At 59.4% G+C, this 20,020-nt stretch carries 15 protein-coding genes; 8 read left to right on the top strand and 7 right to left on the bottom strand.

Annotated elements, in window-relative coordinates; all coding sequences use genetic code 11:
• The first annotated feature begins 83 nt into the window (after positions 1 to 83).
• Positions 84 to 974 carry a LysR substrate-binding domain-containing protein gene (locus tag HU759_RS13135; protein ID WP_017135354.1) on the top strand — a complete coding sequence of 297 codons (891 nt, stop codon included), beginning with the start codon at positions 84 to 86 and terminating at the stop codon, positions 972 to 974.
• A gap of 116 nt (positions 975 to 1,090) precedes the next feature.
• Here the strand turns inward: HU759_RS13135 and HU759_RS13130 are convergent, their stop codons facing one another.
• Genes HU759_RS13130 through HU759_RS13120 form a run of 3 tightly spaced genes read right to left on the bottom strand, consistent with a single transcriptional unit; the run spans position 1,091 to position 4,850 of the window.
• A complete protein-coding gene (locus tag HU759_RS13130; protein WP_170040140.1) occupies positions 1,091 to 2,383 on the bottom strand; it encodes an FAD-binding oxidoreductase in 1,293 nt (430 codons plus the stop codon).
• Complete coding sequence (locus HU759_RS13125) at positions 2,380 to 3,468, bottom strand: polyamine ABC transporter substrate-binding protein (RefSeq protein ID WP_169987705.1); 1,089 nt, start codon at positions 3,466 to 3,468, stop codon at positions 2,380 to 2,382. Before HU759_RS13125 ends, HU759_RS13130 begins: the two co-directional genes overlap by 4 nt.
• A 23-nt stretch (positions 3,469 to 3,491) precedes the next feature.
• Positions 3,492 to 4,850 (bottom strand): glutamine synthetase family protein, encoded by a 1,359-nt coding sequence (locus HU759_RS13120; RefSeq protein ID WP_017135352.1) that lies wholly within the window; start codon positions 4,848 to 4,850, stop codon positions 3,492 to 3,494.
• Positions 4,851 to 4,989: 139 nt separating this feature from the next.
• On the opposite strand from HU759_RS13120, the gene HU759_RS13115 reads away from it, so the two are divergent.
• Both HU759_RS13115 and HU759_RS13110 read left to right on the top strand, forming a co-directional pair.
• Positions 4,990 to 5,886: a helix-turn-helix domain-containing protein gene (locus tag HU759_RS13115; protein WP_099550140.1), complete on the top strand. Its 897-nt coding sequence runs from the start codon at positions 4,990 to 4,992 to the stop codon at positions 5,884 to 5,886.
• Positions 5,887 to 6,425: 539 nt separating this feature from the next.
• A complete protein-coding gene (locus HU759_RS13110; protein WP_170040142.1) occupies positions 6,426 to 8,573 on the top strand; it encodes a TonB-dependent siderophore receptor in 2,148 nt (715 codons plus the stop codon).
• Here the strand turns inward: HU759_RS13110 and HU759_RS13105 are convergent.
• Positions 8,563 to 9,693, bottom strand: coding sequence for an MFS transporter (locus HU759_RS13105; RefSeq protein WP_170040143.1), 1,131 nt, complete (start codon positions 9,691 to 9,693; stop codon positions 8,563 to 8,565). The genes HU759_RS13110 and HU759_RS13105 overlap by 11 nt on opposite strands.
• 98 nt (positions 9,694 to 9,791) lie before the next feature.
• On the opposite strand from HU759_RS13105, the gene HU759_RS13100 reads away from it, so the two are divergent.
• Positions 9,792 to 10,562, top strand: a complete 771-nt coding sequence (locus tag HU759_RS13100) for a helix-turn-helix transcriptional regulator (RefSeq protein WP_099550144.1) — start codon at positions 9,792 to 9,794, stop codon at positions 10,560 to 10,562.
• 19 nt (positions 10,563 to 10,581) lie between these two features.
• Here the strand turns inward: HU759_RS13100 and HU759_RS13095 are convergent, their stop codons facing one another.
• Positions 10,582 to 11,052, bottom strand: a complete 471-nt coding sequence (locus tag HU759_RS13095) for an Lrp/AsnC family transcriptional regulator (RefSeq protein ID WP_017136655.1) — start codon at positions 11,050 to 11,052, stop codon at positions 10,582 to 10,584.
• A gap of 123 nt (positions 11,053 to 11,175) precedes the next feature.
• Here HU759_RS13095 and HU759_RS13090 point away from each other — a divergent pair, with 123 nt between their 5' ends.
• From HU759_RS13090 to HU759_RS13075, 4 genes are all read left to right on the top strand, one after another.
• Positions 11,176 to 12,420, top strand: coding sequence for a methionine gamma-lyase (locus tag HU759_RS13090; RefSeq protein WP_170040145.1), 1,245 nt, complete (start codon positions 11,176 to 11,178; stop codon positions 12,418 to 12,420).
• Between the two features lie 233 nt (positions 12,421 to 12,653).
• On the top strand, positions 12,654 to 13,331 hold the full coding sequence (locus HU759_RS13085; RefSeq protein ID WP_026013668.1) for a LuxR C-terminal-related transcriptional regulator: 678 nt from the start codon (positions 12,654 to 12,656) through the stop codon (positions 13,329 to 13,331).
• A gap of 183 nt (positions 13,332 to 13,514) precedes the next feature.
• Complete coding sequence (locus HU759_RS13080; RefSeq protein ID WP_017135449.1) at positions 13,515 to 14,639, top strand: IS481 family transposase; 1,125 nt, start codon at positions 13,515 to 13,517, stop codon at positions 14,637 to 14,639.
• A 174-nt stretch (positions 14,640 to 14,813) separates the two neighbouring features.
• Positions 14,814 to 15,992, top strand: coding sequence for an integrase core domain-containing protein (locus tag HU759_RS13075; protein WP_170040243.1), 1,179 nt, complete (start codon positions 14,814 to 14,816; stop codon positions 15,990 to 15,992).
• Positions 15,993 to 16,803: 811 nt separating this feature from the next.
• On the opposite strand, the gene HU759_RS13070 is transcribed toward HU759_RS13075, so the two are convergent.
• Together HU759_RS13070 and macA are read right to left on the bottom strand one after the other, a co-directional pair.
• Positions 16,804 to 18,762, bottom strand: coding sequence for a MacB family efflux pump subunit (locus tag HU759_RS13070; RefSeq protein WP_186618254.1), 1,959 nt, complete (start codon positions 18,760 to 18,762; stop codon positions 16,804 to 16,806).
• Positions 18,763 to 18,765: 3 nt separating this feature from the next.
• Positions 18,766 to 19,917, bottom strand: a complete 1,152-nt coding sequence (macA, locus tag HU759_RS13065) for a macrolide transporter subunit MacA (RefSeq protein WP_177032911.1) — start codon at positions 19,915 to 19,917, stop codon at positions 18,766 to 18,768.
• Positions 19,918 to 20,020 lie beyond the last annotated feature (103 nt).

Below are 20,020 nucleotides of genomic sequence, written 5' to 3'. Positions count from 1 at the left end.
GACCGTTGAGCAGATCCTAGATTGCATAGATCGGACCGTCCAAGACATACTGCGACCAACTTGAGTCCTGAAAGGTCTTACACATGATTGATCTTCGCCAACTGCGCTACTTCGAAGTGGTCGCGGAAGAAGAACACGTCGGCCGTGCCGCCGAGCGCCTGCATATCTCGCAGTCACCGCTGAGCCGCCAGATCGCCCAGCTTGAAGAGCGCCTGGGCCTGACCTTGTTCGAACGCAGCCAGCAGCGCATCCGCCTGACCCGCGATGGCCAGACGTTCCTGGCGGAAACCAAGGCGCTGTTGACCCACGCCAATCGCTTGGAATCCTTGGGCAAACGCCTGGGACGCGGCGAAGAAGGCGGCTTGTGCATCGGCTACATCGAAAACGCGATGCACGCCGGCGTGCTGCCCAATGCGTTGCGCGTATTGAGGGATGACCGGCCTACCGTGCATATCAAGCTGTACAACTTGCCGTCGCTGGAACAGCTCGAAGGCTTGCGTCAACGCAGCCTCGACATTGCCCTGGTCGGCGAGCCACCGGCCACCGATGACCCGGACCTGACGGCGCTGCAGGTGCTGGACGACCCGATGCTGCTGGCGCTGCCGGAACATCATGCATTGGCGCGCCACAGCGAGTTGTTACCCGAGCATCTGGCTGATCAGGAGTGGATCGGCGTGCAACGCAAGCCTGGCGCCAACCCGGCGGATGACTTTGTGGCGGCGTGCATTCGTGCTGGTTTTACGCCGCAAATCCCTATGGAAGCCAGTGAGCCGTTTACCGCCCTGGGGTTGGTGGCCTCGGGTTTGGGTGTGGCGATGGTGCAAAAGGGGCTGAGCCGGAATGCGCCGCCTGGGGTGGTGTTGCGTGAATTGCCATGGCTGACCTACACCACGCCGCTGTGGGCGGCATGGCACCGGGTTAATTTGCGGCCTTTGGTGGAAACGTTCAGGAAGGTGCTGACTGAAAGCCTGTGAAGGCCAGGGCAACGGGTAACCTCATCGCCCCGGACATACTCGGTCCAATGTCAGCCACTCACGCCCTTACCTCAATCTTTCCCCCTCAGGCTCATCCGGTTAAACGCGGCTGCCAGTCAGAGCATTTCTCGCAACCGATACCACAGCATCCCCAACGCCAGCAGCGGCGAGCGCAGGGCCTTGCCGCCGGGGAAGGTCATGTGCGGCACTTGGCTGAAGATATCCAGGCCGTGGCTTGCACCGGCGTGAATGCCTTCGGCAAGCAGGCGCGCGCACCAGTGGGTCACGTTCAGGCCATGCCCGGAATAGCCCTGGGCGTAGAACACATTCGGGTACTGCTTGAGGCGCCCGACCTGGGGAAAGCGGTTGGCGGTGATGCCGATCTTGCCGCCCCACTGGAACTCGATGGCGGTGCCTGCCAACTGCGGGAACACCTTGAGCAACTTGGGCTGCATATACGCGGCAATATCCGCAGGGTCACGCCCCGAGTAATGGCAGGCGCCGCCGAACAGCAGGCGCCGGTCAGCCGAGAGCCGGTAGTAATCGAGCCCGACTTTCTGATCGCACAGGGCGAGGTTTTGCGGAATCAACTGCTGGGCCAATTCGACCGACAGAGGCTCGGTGGCGATGATGTAGCTGCCCGCCGGCAGTACCTTACCGCTCAAGCGCGGTTCCAGTTCCTCCAAGTGCGCGTTACAAGCCAGTACCAGATTAGCCGCGCGCACCGTGCCGCCGGCGCAACGCACCTGCACCGTATCGCCGTGTACAAGCTCCAGCACCTGGGTCCGTTCGAAAATCTTCACCCCGAGCGACTCGGCCACCTGCGCCTCGCCCAGCACCAGGTTCAACGGGTGCAAGTGCCCGGAGCCCATGTCCACCAGGCCGCCAGCGTAGACGCTGGAGCCCACCACCTGCGCCATGTCTTGCGGGCCGACCAGGCGGGTTTCAGGGGCATAACCCAGCGCTGCCAGGCCGGCCTGCTCGCCCTTGAACGCGGCAAACTGCGCCGGGGTGTTGGCCAGTTCGCAAAAGCCCCAACGCAAATCGCAGTCAATGTTGTGCTGGGCGATACGCTCGCCCACCAGCGCCACCGAGTCGATCCCGGCGTGCTGCAGGTAACGCACGCCCTCCTCACCCACATACTTGGCGAACCCCGACACATCATGGCCGATACCACGAATCAGTTGCCCGCCATTACGCCCACTGGCGCCCCAGCCGATGCGCCGGGCCTCCAGCAGGATCACCGAGAGCCCGCGCTGGGCCAGTTCGATGGCGGTGTTGACGCCAGTGAACCCGCCGCCTATCACGCACACATCGGCGCTCAGGTCGGCGCCCAGTGACGGGCGCTCCGGCATGGTATTGGCCGAAGCCCGGTAGTAGGACCGGGCGTGGTCATTGGACGGGATCATTTGTTGGTCTTCACTTTGCTCCAGGCGCGGGTCATCAGGCGCATGGTCGCCGGGGTCGGCGTGGTGGAAATATAGAGTTTGTCGAGCACTTCCTGGGACGGGTACACCTCAGGGTTGTTGACCAGCTCCGGCGCCATAAAGGGCTTGGCCGCCGGGTTGGCGTTGGCATAACCGACCGCGGCACTGACCTTGGCGATCACCTCTGGGTCGAGCAAATAATTGATGAAGGCGTGGGCCTCTTTCGGGTTCCCGGCGTCGGCAGGAATCGCCAGCAAGTCGAACCACAGGTTGGAGCCTTCCTTGGGAATCGAGTAGGCGATGTTCACGCCGTTCCTGGCTTCCTTGGCGCGGTTGGCGGCTTGAAATACGTCGCCTGAATAGCCGAAGGCCACGCAGATATCGCCGTTGGCCAGGTCCGAGATGTACTTGGACGAATGGAAGTAGGTGATGTACGGGCGCAACGTCAGCAGCTTGGCTTCGGCCTGTTTGTAGTCCTCGGGGTTTTCGCTGCGCGGGTCTTTGCCCATGTAATTGAGAATCGCCGGGAACAGCTCATCGGCTGAATCGAGAAAAGCCACGCCGCACTCGTGCAGCTTCTTGATGTTCTCGGGCTCAAACAGCACCGCCCATGAGTCGATGTGGTCGATGCCCAGCACTTGCTTGACCTTGTCGACGTTGTAGCCGATGCCGTTGGTGCCCCACAGGTACGGCACCGAGTGCGCGTTGCCGGGGTCGTTTTTCTCCAGCAGCTTGAGCAGTTTGGGATCGAGGTTCTTGAAGTTGGGCAACTGCGAGCGGTCGAGTTTCAAGAACGCGCCGGCTTTTACCTGGCGTGCCAGGAAGTGGTTGGACGGCACCACCACGTCATAGCCGGTGCGCCCGGCGAGCAACTTGCCTTCCAGGGTTTCGTTGGAGTCGAACACGTCATAGATCACCTTGATCCCGGTCTTGGCCTGGAAATCGGCCAAGGTGGTCTCGCCGATATAGTCGGTCCAGTTATAGACACTGACCGTCTGGGCGGCCTGGCCGCTGCTGCTGAACGCCGCGACAAGAGCCAGCGGGAGAAGCTTTTTCACAAGACGCATATCGACACCCCTTTATTGGTTTTTTAGACGCTCAACAGCAGGAACTCACGCTCCCAGGAACTGATCACTCGCTTGAAATTCTCGTGCTCGGCGCGCTTGACCGCCACATAGCCACGCACGAACTTATCGCCCAGGTACTGCTTGACCGTGTCGCAGTCCTCCATGCGCGCCAAGGCATCTTCGAGGGTGAACGGCAAGCGCAGGTTGCGGCGCTCATAGGCGCGGCCTTCCACCGGCGCGCTCGGCTCAATTTGCTCGATCATGCCCAGGTAGCCGCACAGCAAGCTCGCGGCAATCGCCAGGTAGGGGTTGGCATCCGCGCCCGGCAGGCGGTTTTCCACGCGCATCGCGTCGGGGCTGGAGGTCGGTACACGCAGGCCGACGGTGCGGTTTTCTTCGCCCCACTCCACGTTGACCGGCGCCGAGGTGTCCGGCAAAAAGCGGCGGAACGAGTTCACGTTCGGCGCGAACATCGGCAGCAGTTTGGGAATGTACTTTTGCAAGCCGCCGATGTGATGCAAGAACAGCTGGCTCATCTTGCCGTCGGCGTCGACGAACACCGGCTTGCCGGTGGCGATCTCCACCACGCTCTGGTGCAGGTGCATGGCGCTGCCCGGTTCGTCGGCCACTGGCTTGGCCATAAAGGTCGCGGCCACATTGTGCTTGAGCGCGGCTTCACGCAGGGTGCGTTTGAACACGGTGATCTGGTCGGCCAGGTCGAGGGCGTCGCCATGGCGGAAGTTGATTTCCATCTGTGCCGGGCCGTCTTCGTGGATCAGCGTGTCAAGGTCCAGACCCTGCAGTTCACACCAGTCATAGACGTCTTCGAACAGCGGGTCGAATTCGTTGGCGGCGTCGATGGAAAACGACTGGCGCCCGGTTTCGGCCCGGCCCGAACGGCCCACCGGGGTTTTCAGCGGCAGGTCCGGGTCTTCGCAGCGCTGGGTCAGGTAGAACTCCATTTCCGGCGCGACAATCGGCTGCCAACCTTTGTCGGTGTACAGTTGCAGGACTTTTTTCAACACGTTACGCGGAGACAACTCGATGGGGTTGCCCTGCTTGTCGAAGGTGTCATGGATCACGATGGCGGTGGGTTCGATCGCCCACGGCACCACGTAAGTGGCGTTGGACACCGGCCGGCAGATCATGTCGATGTCGGCAGGGTCGAGCAGGTCGTAGTAGATATCGTCGTCGACAAAGTCCCCGGTCACCGTTTGCAGCAGCACACTCTCCGGCAGGCGCATGCCTCGCTCATGCAGGAACTTGTTGGTGGGCGCAATTTTGCCGCGTGCGATGCCAGTCAAATCACTGATCACGCACTCGACTTCGGTAATCTTGTGTTCTTTCAGCCAGGCGGACAGCTGATCGAAGGGGGCGTTCATAAGGACCTCGTCATGGGTTGGTTGCACGCGCCGACTTGTACTCCCGGCGCATTGAGGTCTATCTTGGGCCAGCCTTCAAACGGCATCTATCCACTTTGCACGAACCATAACGCACCAATAGAGTGCGCCCAGGTTACCCATGACACAGGCAACAGCTTTGCGCGTACAGGCCTTCACCACCGGTGATGTGGCCGCTCAATGCAGTGCGACACCCGGTTGGGTGCAGCAGTACCAGCAGATGTCCCCAGGGCATTTTGCCGGGCAGATCCGCTACCTCGACCTGCACGGCGTCGAGGTTTACGAAGAGTGCATGAACACTCGCGTGGAGCAGCATTTCAATGCGCCACCGGGCTCCCTGGCGTTCTGTTTCGATGGCAGCGACAACGCGCTGTACATGCTCAATGGCGAGAGCCGCAACACCTGGATCACCCCGGAAAACTACCGCGAAGTCGCGGTGGTATTCGGCCCGCAGTTCGTGCAGCGCCATGGTTTGGATGTGGCGAAACTTGAGGGGTTGTTCATGGCACCGCTGACGTGCCAGCAGAACGCGCTGTTCACCCGATGGCTCAGTGGCACGCTGACACGGCTGTCCGCGCTGACTGACCCTATCAGCCGTGATGCCCTCACCCAGCAATTGCTTGATGACTGCCTGTTTATTCTCGACAACGCTTGTGTGTGCCTGGACCGCAGCTCGTTGCAGCGGCGCAGTGACGAGCGCCTGTTGATGGCGCGTATCGGTGAATGGGCGGCGGATGCGCCGGATGAAACCGCCAACCTGCTGGAACTGGCGCAGATCGCCGGTGTGCCGTTACGCCAATTGCAGCAAGGCTTTAAGACCTACACCGGAATGAGCCCGGCGCAGTGGTTGCGCTTGCGCCGGTTGAACGGGGCGCGGCGTGAGTTGTTGAGCTCGACTCGGGCTACGGTGGCTGAGGTGGCGATGAACTGGTCGTTCTGGCACTTGGGGCGGTTTTCGCAGAGTTATCGGGCGTTGTTTCGGGAGTTGCCCAGTGAGACGCTCAGGCGTTTGGGTTGACGGGTGTTTTTGGTACTGACCTGGGGGCCAAAGGATGTAAGAGCCGCAGCAACAGCAGAGCCATACTCGGTCAAAGGTGGGAGCTGGCTTGCCTGCGATGGCATCAACCGGTTGTACCTGATGTACCGAGGTGTCTGCATCGCAGGCAAGCCAGCTCCCACAGAAAAGCAGCTCTTCAGTGTATGCAAATCCGCCTTTCGCTTTTGATTCAACCACTCAGGTCGGCTACTAGGCCGCCGTGCTGTAGATTTTGATCTTGATCTGAGGCGCCCCGTTAACCACGGATTCAAGCCTTCGTTCTGGCACACCGAGCCTAAGCGAGGCACCGAGTGGTGGGGCGAAGACCTTTTGGTTACTTTTGGCTGGGCCGGCATTCCGGGCGTTTGCCAAAAGTGACCCGCTGTAAGAGCGGAACCCTACTCAGCCGTTACCGCAGCAACGGATATGTACACAACACAACCATTCTCAATAACTTGTAAATCCCAGCACATCCCCCTAGCTTATGCGCCCCCCGCCCTGCGCTTTAAGGCCCTACCCCCATGGTTGTGCGTTTTCGTCCCGTCGTTACCTCACGTTTCGCCCTTGGCCTGCTACTCAGCAGCAGCCTGGGTAACAGCATGGCCGCTGAAATCGAACTACCGGCGGTAAACGTCCAGGGCCAGGAAGACTCCGGCTATCGCACCAACAGCGCCTCGGTCGGCGGCTTCAACGAAGCGCCGTTGCTGGACACTCCGGCATCAATCACCGTGATCAACGCCGAACTGATCAAAGACCAGCAGGCGCGCCTGCTCAGCGAAGTGCTGCGCAACGACGCCTCGGTAGGCGACAGCTACGCCCCCATCGGCTACTACGAAAACTTCGTGATCCGCGGCTTCTCACTGAACGCCGCGAGCAGCTACAAAATCAACGGCCGCACCATCACTGGCGAGCAAAACGTCGCCCTGGAAAACAAGCAGCAGGTCGAAGTGCTCAAGGGCCTGGCGGGTTTGCAAAGCGGTATTTCCGAACCCAGCGGCGTGATCAACTACGTGACAAAACGCCCGGAAGATGTGCGCTCGGTTACCGTGTCCACCGATGACCGAGGCAGCGGTTACATAGCCACCGACGTGGGTGGCTGGTTTGGCAGCGAGCAGCAATTCGGCCTGCGCGCCAACGTCGCCCACGAAGACCTCAATTCGTATGTCGAGCACGCCGATGGCCAGCGCGATTTTGTGTCCCTGGCCTTCGACTGGAACATCAGCCCCGACGCGGTGCTGCAACTGGACGCGGAATACCAGAACAAGCAACAGCGCTCCGTGCCGGGTTATCAACTGCTGGGCGGCACCGAAGTGCCCCATGACGCGTCACCGAAGAAATTGCTGGGGCACCAGAGTGGTTCCCATCAGGTCGGCATCGATTCGCTGAACCTCAATGGCAAGTTTGAATACCGCTTCAGTGATCAGTGGAAAGGCAGCCTCAGTGCCGCCCACAGCAAAGTGGTGATTGATGATTACAGCTCGTTTGCCTGGGGCTGTTACTACGTCGGTAGCTGCAACGCCAACACCTTCAGCCCGGAAGGCGACTACGACGTCTACGACTACCGCAGCCCCGACGACACCCGCCGTGATGATGAAGTACAGGCGGCAATAACAGGCCTGTTCGACACCGGCAGCCTGGGCCATGAACTGACTTTCGGCACCAGCGCGTTTCGCCGGGTGATCGACAAGCGCAAGTCCGTCAACGAATACATCGGCAGCGGTAATATCAACCAAGACGCACCGACCTTCGAGCCTACTGATAAGCCGCTGAACCCAAGCCATCGCAACCTCGACAGCCGTCAGTACGGCCTGTTCGTCACCGACCGCATCCGCTTCAACGAGCAATGGCAAACCATCATTGGTGGGCGCGAAGTGCGTCTGGATGAAAAAGCCTACGATGACCAAGGCAACCAGGCGCGCCACACCCAGCAATACGTATTCCTGCCTCAAGCTTCGTTGATCTATAAACCCGTGGAAAATATCTCGCTGTACACCAGCTACAGCAAGGGCTTGTCATTGGGCGGCACGGCACCGTGGTTTGCCCGAATTCCCGATGAAACCCTGGCCCCAACCGTGTCCCGGCAAATCGAAGCCGGCGTGAAATACGACTGGCACCGCATCAGCTTCGCCGCCGCCGTATTCCAGACCCGCCAGGCCTATCAATACGCAAAACCCGAAGGCCTCGAGTTTATCTACGTCCAACAAGGCGAACAAAAAAACACCGGCCTGGAACTCTCCGCCAACGGCTGGGCCACCGACCGCCTGCAGATCGCCACCAGCGTCGCGGCGATTCGTGCCCGCGTGAACAACAGCGGCACGCCAGACTACGAAGGCCACCAGGCGCTCAACGTCCCCAAACTGCGCGCCAGCCTGTATGCCGATTACGCCCTGCCGTGGATGAATGGGCTGGCCGTGCTGGGCGGCGTGCAATACAGCGCCAAGAAGTACGCCGACCGCACCGGCAATGTGCAAGTGGGCGACTACGCCGTAGTGAATGTCGGCAGCCGCTACACCACCAAAATCGACGGCTATGAGACCGTGTTCCGCCTCAGCGTCGATAACCTGTTCGACAAACGCTACTGGCGCGATGCGGGTGAATACCTGGGCGACGACTACCTGTTCCAGGGCGCGCCCTTGACCGCGCGCCTGAGTGCTTCGGTTAACTTCTGAGCCTGCGCGGCGCTGCCAGCCACAGCGCCGCCAAACCACAGACCAACAGACTCCAACCCAGGTCCTGGGCCCAGGCGACCAGGGTCAACCCAGCGCCGATCACCAGGTAATACAACAAACCAAACAGCGCGGCGGCAGTGCCCAGACGATCTTGGTAGGCCACCAGCGCGGCCCCCAGCACATTGGGGATGGCCATGCCGAATGCCAGTACCACCAGCAGCATCGGCCAGACAAATAACCCGCTGTGTTGCAGCAGCACGACCAGCAAGCCACCCAGCACTGCGACACCGGCGGCGATCAGCACTAATCGCTCGCCGTTTACCCCACGCTTGAGCAGTCGCTTGTTCAGCCACGCACCACACCCGGAGCCCAGCGCCAGCAAGACGCCGCTGTAGCCGAAGTCGGCGGCAGACAAACCCAGCCGCGAAAAGATGAATGGCCCCACGCTGTAATAGCTGAACAGCGCAATATTGAACGCCGCCACCAGCCCCACCGAACGCCAGATCCCGGCATCCCTGAGCAGCAACCGCAACGTCTGGCCCAGCGCGGCCGTCGGCATCGAGGCTGGACGGGTCTCGGGCAACGCCCACACGCACCACGCCCATAAGGTCAGCGAGAGCAGCAACAAACCACTGAGCACACCGCGATAACCGAAGAACTGCACCAGGCTGGCGCCCGTGAACAGGCCCACGGCCGGGCTGGCGGCCAGGGCAATGCCCATCAGCGAGAATACCTGGGCCAATTGCACGCCCTTGAAACGGTCACGCAGCACGGTCTGCGTCACCACCGAACCGACCGCCGCGCCAAACGCCGCCAACGCCTGGGCCAGCAACAAACCGTTGAAGCTGGTCATGCCCAAGGCCAGCACCGAGGCAGCCACGTACAGAGCCAACCCGGCCAGCATCACCGGCCGCCGCCCCCAACGATCACACAGCCGGCCCCACACCACCACGCCAAAAGCGAACGCCAGGAAATACACCGATAACGTCTGCCCGGCCCGCTCCGGCCCCACCGCAAACGCCCGGCCGATATCTTCCAGCGCTGGGCTGTAGAGCGTTTGGGCCAGTTGCGGGAACATCAGCAACGCGACCGTCAGTGGCAAAAAAAATTTAACCTTCATCCCCAACTCCTTTGCTTGAAACAGCGCAAGAAGTGTAAGGACTGTCGACTGGAGTATTATCCAGACTTTGACAATTTACCCATCAAATCGGACAACCTATGGCCTGGCTCGCCAACGACGCTACTTTCGATCCCGACCACCTGGCAGCGCCGGTCATCGGCATTGCCGCCCTGCTCGGTGATCACGACTCCGGCCTGCACCGCCACCAGCGCGGGCAACTGCTGTTCACGCGCCAAGGCTGCACCCGTATCACCCTGGACAACCAGCTGTGCCTGCTGCCGCCTTCGCGAGCAGCGTGGATCCCGTGCGGCGTGCCGCATCGCGCGGTGATGCACAAAACCGTGGACTATCGCTCGGTGTATCTGAGCCCGGCACTGGCCGATCAATTGCCTGCACAGGTGGGGGTGATCGAGGTCAGCCCATTGCTGCGCGCAGTGCTGGAACCCATAGCGATGGCGCCCTTCGACACCGATTGGCAAACGGGCCGCTACGCGCATTTGCTGGCGTTGTGCCTGGATGAAATCCAGGCGGCCACCGCACAACCGATGCTCCTGCCCTTGCCCCAGGACAAACGCCTGGCGCCCTTGCTCGCCGATCTGGAAAGGTTACCGCCGACCCTGCAAGCCCTGGAAAAACAGATAGGTGCCAGCACCAAGACCATCGGCCGGATTTTCCTGCGGGAAACCGGCCTTGGCTATCAGCAATGGCGCCAGCAGTGGCGCCTGATGCGGGCCATCGAACTGCTTGCCATCGGACGCAACCTAGGCTATTGCGCGTTCGAGTTGGGCTTTGCCAGCGACAGCGCGTTGATCGCCTTCTTCAAAAGCATGACCGGCAGCACGCCACGCGGGTATTTGAAAGTCGACTGAGGGCGTGCATGAGGCCGCTTCAGCCCGGTAGCGGAATCACCCGTAAAGGCCGCACCGACTTATAGGAAAAACTTGAGTAGATTTCTTTAACACAGGGCAACGTCTGCAACACCTCACGCGCAAACTCGCCAAACGACTCCAGGTCTTTGGCCACCACCTCGAGCAAAAAGTCATAGCGCCCCGACACGTTGTGGCAGGCGACAACTTCGGGAATCTCCAGCAGCCGTTGCTCGAATGCCCGGGCGATTTCCTGAGTGTGGCTTTCCATCATGATGCTGACAAACGCCGTCACGCCATACCCCAGCGCCTTGGGCGACAGAATCGCCTGATAGCCGCTGATCACCCCGCTCTCCTCCAGGTTGCGCACCCGTCGCCAGCACGGCGAGGTGGTCAGGGCGACGCGGTCGGCAAGTTCGGCCACGGTCAAGCGGGCATTACCTTGCAAGGCGTTTAAAAGGGCTTTGTCGGTGCGGTCCAGACTCACGGGCATAACGTGCCTCTATTTGTTGTTTTTGTCGATTATTCGCCCCGAAATCCGGGATTTTCCTGGGTTTTTTGCAATGTTCAACTCTGGTTATGAGCATAGCATTGTAGGAAATAAGGAGCGTCCGACATGAACAACAAACACAATACATTCGGCTTTTCTACCCGCGCCATCCACCACGGTTACGACCCCAAGGACCATCACGGCGCCCTCGTACCGCCGATCTATTTATCTGCCACCTTCGCGTTCCCCACCGCCGAATATGGCGCTGCCTGTTTTGCCGGGGAAGCCAGCGGCCACTTCTACACACGCATTTCCAACCCGACCCTGGCACTGTTGGAATCACGCATGGCAACCCTGGAAAACGGCGAAGCTGCCGTGGCCTTCAGCTCCGGCATGGGTGCGATTGCCGCAACGTTCTGGACCCTGCTGCGCCCGGGCGATGAAGTGATCGTCAGCCAGACCCTGTATGGCTGCACCTTTGCCCTGCTGCACCATGGCCTTGCTGAGTTCGGCATCCGGGTGCGACACGTCGACCTCACCGACCTGGCCGCCCTGCGCGCGGCATTGTCCCCTGCCACCCGCATGGTCTATTGCGAAACCCCGGCCAACCCCAACCTGCGTCTGGTGGACATCGCCGCCGTGGCCGAGCTGGCGCACCAACAGCCAAATGTCACCGTGGTGGTCGACAACACCTACTGCACCCCCTACCTGCAACGTCCGCTTGAACTGGGGGCCGATCTGGTGGTGCACTCGGCCACCAAGTACCTCAGCGGCCATGGCGATATCACCGCCGGTATCGCCGTGAGCAACCAGGCGCTGGCACAACGTATTCGCCTGCAAGGCCTCAAGGACTTGACCGGCGCGGTGATGTCGCCGCAGGACGCATCCTTGCTGATGCGCGGCCTCAAGACCCTGGCCCTGCGCATGGACCGCCATTGCAGCAACGCCCAGGCGGTGGCCGAAGCGTTGCAAGCACACCCTGCTGTGCAGTGGGTCACCTACCCGGGCCTGCGCTCTTTCCCGCAATACGCCCTGGCAGCGCGGCAGATGAAGCAGTCCGGCGGCATGATCGCGTTTGAACTCAAGGGCGGCATCGACACCGGCCGGCGCTTTATGAACGCCCTCAACCTGTTCACCCGCGCCGTCAGCCTGGGTGACGCCGAGTCGCTCGCCCAGCACCCGGCGAGCATGACCCACTCCACCTACACCCCCGAAGAACACGCGCAGCACGGCATCAGCGAAGGCCTGGTGCGTTTGTCGGTCGGGCTTGAAGACATTGCCGACCTGTTGGCCGATATCCACCAGGCCCTGGCCAAATGCACGCGTGCGGCACCGCGCCGGGCCGTGGTGGAAGAACACGCCGTGAAATAGGGCCTACGGTTGAGGTAATCCTTTCCTACAGACGGTGGTCGGACTGGTCCGACCGCCGTTATGCGTTTTTAATCTGTTTTTTTTGCCGATTGGATCCCCATGCATTTCCCTGGCTGTACTAGCATAGGTGCTCGGCGGGTGCATTATCACTGTAGGTTATTCACATTGGTTACCTTGTTAAACCCCGTCGCTATAAGGATGAATACCTGCACTCAACATTCATGGACGAACTGATGAACTCACACCTGTTCCCTCATATAGGCAAGGTCATCGCCAGCACCGGCAGCCGCCATTTCCCGCGCATGCTGCATGACTTGATCCTGACCCAACTGGCAGTGGACGCTACCCATATCACCCAACTGCAGGTCAGTGCCGAAGGGCACACCCGACGCCGGATCAGCCCGGTCTACACCGACTCGGTGACGGCGCTGGGCGAAGAACAACCCGCTGCCCAATTGCACCTCACACGCCGCAAGGACGATGTGCGTTATGTGTTGTCGGTGTATCGCTCGCATCAGTCGGAAAGTTTTTCGCCACAGGAACGCAGCATGCTGGAGGATTTTTCGACGCTGCTTCTGCCCATGGTCGAGAAACACATCACTGCGATCCAGCCCTGTCGCCAGGGCGGATCGCCTGTGGTCGCCGAAAATCAAGGGCTTGAAACCTTACGTCGGCGCATTGAAGAACGTCTGGTGCAATCGGGGTTGACCTTGTCCAATCGAGAACTGGATGTGTGTGTGGGTTTGCTGGCCGGGCGGACTGCACCGGAGTTGGCGGAGCAGTTGGCGCTGAAGGTCAACACTATTGAAAGTTACCTCAAGCGGGCGGCGATCAAGCTGGGGATCAGCGGGCGGCATTCGTTGTTGCGGTGGATGTATGCGGGTGATGAGGGCGTCGCCACGGCTCTCTAGATCAGGCTGTGGGTTGTCTTTTGGTGGTGTACATATCCGTTGCTGCGGTAACGGCTGCCTATGGTTCCGCTCTTACAGCGGGTCACTTTTGTAGAGACATGTACGGACCGGACACATGGTTGACGGGTGTGCGGGGACATGGTGGACACTTCTCGGCGAAGCCAGCTTCGCCGGGAGGCCATCATGCCCTGGAACACGAGAGACGCCATGAGCCTAAAACAAGAGTTTGTTTCCTTAGCAAAGAAACCCGGCAGTAATAAGCGAGAGCTGTGTCGACGATTTGGTATAAGTCCGCAAACCGCCTACAAGTGGCTAAAGCGTTACGAGGCCGGCGGCTCTGCGGGTTTGCAAGAGAAGTCACGCAGGCCCGCCAGCAGCCCCAAACTGACCCGGGCCGAGCTGGAGGCTGAGGTCGTTGCACTTCGCCAAGATCATCCGGCATGGGGCGGACGCACAATTAGCAGCATGCTGGACAAGCGAATTGCTCCCAGTACTGTCACTAATGTCCTGCACCGGCACAGCTTGATTAAGCCTTCAGAGAAAGAACCAGAGGCCCGGCTGAGATTTGAACATCCTGAGCCCAACGATCTTTGGCAGATGGATTTCAAAGGCCACTTTGCAATGCAGCAAGGCCGATGCCACCCCCTGACCATCCTGGACGATCATTCGCGGTTCAACCTGGCCATCCAAGCGTGTGATAACGAGCGAGGCACCACCGTAAAACAGAAGATGAGCGAGGTATTTGAAACTTACGGTTTACCGGCACGTATCAACGTCGACAATGGCGCGCCATGGGGCTCACCGCGTAATCCTGGCGAGATCACAGAGTTGAGTATTTGGCTGGTGCGTTTGGGAATTCGGATAAGTTTCAGTCGTCCCTACCATCCGCAAACAAATGGGAAAATCGAGCGTTTTCATCGATCACTCAAGGCAGAAGTCCTTAACGGGCGTCACTTTTCTACGCTAGCGGATGCTCAATCAGCATTCGATCAATGGCGTGAAATATACAACCTGCAACGTCCTCATCAGGCGCTGGAATACAAGGTGCCCATGGACCGCTATCGCAGCAGTCCTTGGGCTTATCCGCAAAAGCTACCTGAGTTTGAATACGGACCAGACGACGTGTTAGCCAAGGTTTATCACAGCCGTTTTCGCTTCCAAAAACGCTACTTCAGCATCGCAAAAGGCTTGGTAGGACAGCACATAGCAATCCGCCCGAACGCAGAAAGCGATGGTCTGTTCGACGTCTATTTCTGCCATCACTTTTTGCGAACAATCGACATTAGTAAGCCTGATTATGGTCAATAATGTGTCCACCATGTCCCCGCACATGTGTCAACCATGTGTCCGGTCCGTACATAGAGACACAAAAGTAACCAAAAAGTCTTCGCGGGTATGACTCACCCACATGGGTTACAAATCAGTTCACGCACATAGGTAACAGTTTTTAACTGGCAGGGTCGATTTCGTGAGGATCTGACCATGCCCTGGAAAGAGCTGAAACCTATGGACCTCAAAGTGATGTTTGTCGCTGAATACCTGACTGGAAAACACAGCCTTAGCCAGCTATGTCGAGACTATGAAATCAGCCGAAAGACCGGCTACAAGTGGATCGAGCGATACAAAGCAGAAGGCCCCAGCGGGCTTGATGAGCGTAGTCGCCGTCGGCACCACCAGACTTATGTGGTGCCTTTGACGGTAAAGCAGGCGATTATCGAACTTCGTTCTATAGGCGAGACAATCCCTGGTCCGAAAAAGATCCAGAGTGATTTGATAAGGCGTTTTCCTGACCAGGATCCGCCCTCGAAAACGACTATTTATAACGTCCTCAAAGCAGCCGATCTGATCACGCCGCGACCCCTGCGGCCAAAGGTTGCTGTCTATCCAAAACCGTTACGTAAGGCAGATGTACCTAATCAGCTTTTCAGCGCTGACTACAAAGGCCAGTACCTGACAGGTGCGGGCGTATGGTGTTATCCGCTAACAATCATGGACCATGCCAGTCGCTTCTTGCTTGCCTGTCAGAGCATGCCCAGCACCAATTTCAAGGAGACCCAAGAGACGTTCGAACGGGTGTTTCGCGAGTATGGTTTGCCTGAGCGGATCCGTACTGACAACGGAGTGCCGTTTGCCAGCACAGGGCGCGGAGGGCTGTCACAGTTGTCGATCTGGTGGCTACGGCTGGGGATCATTCCAGAGCGTATCGAGCCTGGTCGGCCAGACCAAAATGGCCGGCACGAGCGTATGCACCGAACACTGAAAAGCACTTTGCCCAATCCACCTGCGGTTGCTTGGGAGTCTCAGCAGAAACACTTTGATCGTTTCATACAGCACTACAATTACGAGCGAGGGCATGAAGCGCTGAGCCAGAAAACACCGGCTTCATGCTATTCACCTTCACCTCGAGCCTATCCTGAGAAACTGCCGGAGATGGGTTATGCAAGTCATATTGAGTGTTACCGGACTGACTCAAACGGGATGATTTATCGGTCAGGTCTGCGGATTTATGTGGGGCATTTACTGAAATACCAGACTACTGGAATGGAGATGCTGAGCGACGATGTGTGGGCTGTTATTTTCGGCCCAGTGATCCTCGGACAAGTGGATGCGAGGAATGCAGACAAGGACGGCTATATTTCACTCAAAGTGTTACCTATGTGAATGCACTTTTGTGTAACCCATGTGGTTGTCCCGTACACGCCCCAACACTCGGTGCCTCGCTGTGGCTCGGCATGCCCGCAATCCGCCAGTGATTTGGGGGGCCGCCGCGATGGGCCATCCTTGGCCCAGCGCGGCTAAACCGGCATCCCTGCCGGTTTACCCCCCAAATCACTGTCAGATTCCGGCCATCGTGTTTAACGGGGCGATTTCAGATCAAGATCAAAAGCGCAGATCAAAAGACCGCTGACTTCGTCATCGAAAAGGATGTAAGGGCCGGAGCAACAGCAACAGCAACAGCAACAGCAGAGCCATACTCGGTCTAAGGTGGGAGCTGGCTTGCCTGCGATGGCATCAACTCGGTGCACCTGATACACCAAGGTGTCTGCATCGCAGGCAAGCCAGCTCCCACAGAAAAGCAGATCCCAGGTGTATGCAAATCCGCTTTTCGCTTTTGATCTAACCACTCAGGTCGGCTTTCAGGCCGCCGTGCTGTAGATCTTGATCTTGATCTGCTTTTGATCTGAGGCGCCCCGTTAACCACGATGGCCGAATGCAGGCTTGAATCCGTGGGTAACCCGGCAGGACGCCGGGTTAGCCGCGCTGGGCCAAGGATGGCCCATCGCGGCGGCCCACGGATTCAAGCCGGAGTGCGGGCATGCCGAGCCTAAGCGAGGCACCGAGTGGTGGGGCGAAGACCTTTTGGTTACTTTTGGGGCGTTTGCCAAAAGTGACCCGCTGTAAGAGCGGAACCATAAGCCGCCGTTACCCAAATAACGGATATACACGCCGACAAACCGCCACCAAAAGCCAATCAATCCCGCGCCAGTGCCTCAATCGGGTCCAACCGAGCCGCATTCCGTGCCGGCACAAAACCAAACACAATCCCGATCAACGTCGAACACGCAAACGCCGTCACAATCGACCCCACGGAAAACACCATCTCCCACTCCTTCACAAACAGCGAAAACAGATACCCAATGGCGTAAGACAACGAAATCCCAATAACCCCGCCGATCAAACACACCATCACCGCCTCCACCAGAAACTGCTGGCGAATATCCGACTGCCGCGCCCCCACCGCCATGCGAATCCCAATCTCACGGGTGCGCTCAGTGACCGACACCAGCATGATATTCATCACCCCAATCCCACCCACCAACAACGAAATCACCGCAATCAGCGACAACAGCAGCGCCAGGGAGCGGCTGGTTTTCTGCACCGTCTGCATGATGCTATCAAGGTTATTGGTGAAAAAATCCTTGGTCCCATGCCGCTGCAGCATCAGCTTGTTAACGTTGTCTTCCACCACCTTGCTCGGCTGCCCATCCTTGATACGCACGGTAATGCTGTCCAGATGCCGCTGCCCCAACAGCCGCCCCGCCGCCGTTTCATAAGGTACCCACACGTTCAACGCCTTACTGGCAGCGAACATGTTTTTATTGTCAGCCGTCACCCCGATCACCGTACACGGCAGGTTCCCAACCAGGATCACCTGCCCCAGCGGGTCCACGTTCGGCCCGAACAGGCGATGCCGAGTGTTGTGGTCAATCACCACCACCTGCGCCTGACGCCGCGCATCACTTTCACTGAAGGCAATCCCGGCTTCGAGCTTGAGCCCTTTCACCTTGAAATACCGATCACTGACGCCATTCACCTGCGCATCCAGGTCGATATTGCCAAAGCGCAGCAACAGGTTGCGCCCTACCACCGGCGTGGCGCTGTCGACGTAATACAGTTGATTCAACGCCTCCACATCCGACGGCATCAACGTCTCGATGGCCGACGCACGACTGTCGCCGAAACTGGTGCCGGAAAAGATATCGATGGTGTTGCTGCCAATCGCCTGGATGTCCTTGAGCACATAACGCTTGGCCCCCTCGCCGATCGCTGAAATCGACACCACCGAGGTAATGCCGATGACAATACCCAGCATGGTCAGCAAGGTGCGCATGCGATGGGAAATCAGCGCGACCCAGGCCATATTGAAGGCCTCCTTGAACAACCCCAGGCTCGCCACCAGGCGCCGAGCGCCGCTGCGCTTGGGCTCAATCGGCGCTTCGCTGGGCAACTCCAGCCCCACACTGTCATTGGCCTTGTCGCTGACTATCTCGCCATCACACACCTCGACAATCCGCTGGGCGTTCGCCGCGACCTTGGGGTCGTGGGTGACGATAATCACCGTGTGCCCCGCCGCGTGCAGCTCGGCGAGGATGCGCATCACCTCCTTGCCGCTGTGGGTGTCGAGGGCGCCGGTGGGCTCGTCGGCGAGGATCACCTCACCGCCATTCATCAAGGCCCGGGCGATACTTACGCGCTGTTGCTGGCCACCGGAGAGCTGGCTCGGGCGGTGGGTGGTGTGCCCCGCCAGGCCAAGGCGCGTAAGCAGGTCGCGCGCGCGGCTGTGCCGTTGGCTCTCGGGCGTACCGGCGTAGATCGCCGGCATTTCCACGTTATGCAAGGCGCTCAAGTGCGCGAGCAAATGGTAGCGCTGGAAGATAAACCCGAAGTAATCCCGGCGCAGTTCCGCCAACTGTTCATCGCCCAGCGAGCGGGTCTCGATGCCGTTGATCTTGTAGCTGCCGGCGGTGGCGTAGTCCAGGCCGCCGAGGATATTCATCAAGGTGGATTTGCCGGAACCCGAGGCACCGATGATCGCGACCATTTCGCCGGCATGAATCGTCAGGTCGATGCCTTTGAGTGCGATGAACTCGCGCTCGCCGGCCATGAAACTGCGGGTAATGCCCTTGAGCTCCAACAGGGGTTGGGTCATGGTTCAATTCCCCGCCACAGCTGGGGTGGCGTCGCCGATCACCACTTTGTCGCCCTCGGCCAGGCCCTCCAGGATCTGCACCTTGACGTTGTTATTGATGCCAGTCTTCACATCCCGCGACAGCGCCTTGCCCTTGGCGTCCAGCACCCGTAACGGGTAAGTGCCGTCGTTATTGCGCGCACCAAGCGCCGCCACCGGCACCATCAAGGCCGCCTGGGCAGTGTCGAGCACAATACGCACCTGGGCGGTCATGGCGATGCGCAGGCGATGGTCCGGGTTAGGCACGTCGAACAGCGCGTTGTAAAACACCGCGGTGTTCTGCTTGGGCGTACCGGCGGTCTGGGTTTCGAGGAAGTTCTGCGGCGCCGGCTCCGTGCCACGCAGCTTGGCGTAGTAGCGCTTGTCGGCTTCACCCAGGATGGTGAAATACACCTGCTGGCCGGGGCTGATATGGATCACATCGGCCTCCGACACCTGGGCCTTGACGGTCATGGTGTCCAGGTCGGCCAGCTTGAGCAGCACCGGCGCCAACTGGTTGGCGATCACGGTCTGGCCTTCCTGCGTGACGATGCCGACTACATCGCCGTCAATGGGCGCGACGATGCGCGTGTACGCCAGATTGACCTTGGCGGTATCGATCTGGATATGCGCGCTTTTGATCTGCGCATCCAGCGACAACAGGTTGGCCTGTTGCACCTGGAAAGTGGACTCGGCGTCTTCAAAATCCTGGCGCGATACCGACTCATCCACCTGCAAGCCCTTGTAGCGCTCATACACCGACTTGGCCTGCTTGAGCTGCGCCGCCGTGGCGCGGCGCTGGGCCTGCAGGTTTTCCTCATCCACCTGGGCTTTACGCAAGGTGTTTTGCAGAATCAGCGGGTCGATCTCCGCCAACCACTGGCCCTTCTTCACCTTGTCGCCGACCTTGACCTTGAGCGACTTCAACTGCCCCGACACCTGCGCGCCAACATCGACCTGCTTGATGCCCTCAAGCAAACCGGTGGCCAACACCGCATTCTCAATATCACCGCGCTCAGCCGTGGCAGTGAGGTACTGCGGCGCATCGGCAGGAGCCTGCACCGTGTACACCACCAGGCCAATGGCAACAGCCAACACCGCGAGCATTCCAATTTTGCGAAACTTAGACTTTTCCATAAATGACCATAAAAAGATGAAGAGGGCCTAAAACGGCACGGTCCAGTGTGGGAGCTGGCTTGCCTGCGATGGCATCAACTCGGTGTGCCTGACACACCGAGGT

Source organism: Pseudomonas sp. OE 28.3 (assembly GCF_014268205.2).
GTDB lineage: Bacteria > Pseudomonadota > Gammaproteobacteria > Pseudomonadales > Pseudomonadaceae > Aquipseudomonas > Aquipseudomonas edaphica.
This window is presented reverse-complemented; position numbering and strand designations above follow the sequence as displayed.

Coding starts and splice junctions, on each gene's coding strand:
- HU759_RS13115 (WP_099550140.1), top strand. CDS start 4,990: ATGACACAGGCAACAGCTTTGCGCGTACAGGCCTTCACCACCGGTGAT.
- HU759_RS13120 (WP_017135352.1), bottom strand. CDS start 4,850: ATGAACGCCCCCTTCGATCAGCTGTCCGCCTGGCTGAAAGAACACAAG.
- HU759_RS13070 (WP_186618254.1), bottom strand. CDS start 18,762: ATGACCCAACCCCTGTTGGAGCTCAAGGGCATTACCCGCAGTTTCATG.
- HU759_RS13075 (WP_170040243.1), top strand. CDS start 14,814: ATGCCCTGGAAAGAGCTGAAACCTATGGACCTCAAAGTGATGTTTGTC.
- HU759_RS13110 (WP_170040142.1), top strand. CDS start 6,426: ATGGTTGTGCGTTTTCGTCCCGTCGTTACCTCACGTTTCGCCCTTGGC.
- HU759_RS13095 (WP_017136655.1), bottom strand. CDS start 11,052: ATGCCCGTGAGTCTGGACCGCACCGACAAAGCCCTTTTAAACGCCTTG.
- HU759_RS13105 (WP_170040143.1), bottom strand. CDS start 9,693: ATGAAGGTTAAATTTTTTTTGCCACTGACGGTCGCGTTGCTGATGTTC.
- HU759_RS13125 (WP_169987705.1), bottom strand. CDS start 3,468: ATGCGTCTTGTGAAAAAGCTTCTCCCGCTGGCTCTTGTCGCGGCGTTC.
- HU759_RS13085 (WP_026013668.1), top strand. CDS start 12,654: ATGAACTCACACCTGTTCCCTCATATAGGCAAGGTCATCGCCAGCACC.
- macA (WP_177032911.1), bottom strand. CDS start 19,917: ATGGAAAAGTCTAAGTTTCGCAAAATTGGAATGCTCGCGGTGTTGGCT.
- HU759_RS13100 (WP_099550144.1), top strand. CDS start 9,792: ATGGCCTGGCTCGCCAACGACGCTACTTTCGATCCCGACCACCTGGCA.
- HU759_RS13080 (WP_017135449.1), top strand. CDS start 13,515: ATGCCCTGGAACACGAGAGACGCCATGAGCCTAAAACAAGAGTTTGTT.
- HU759_RS13135 (WP_017135354.1), top strand. CDS start 84: ATGATTGATCTTCGCCAACTGCGCTACTTCGAAGTGGTCGCGGAAGAA.
- HU759_RS13130 (WP_170040140.1), bottom strand. CDS start 2,383: ATGATCCCGTCCAATGACCACGCCCGGTCCTACTACCGGGCTTCGGCC.
- HU759_RS13090 (WP_170040145.1), top strand. CDS start 11,176: ATGAACAACAAACACAATACATTCGGCTTTTCTACCCGCGCCATCCAC.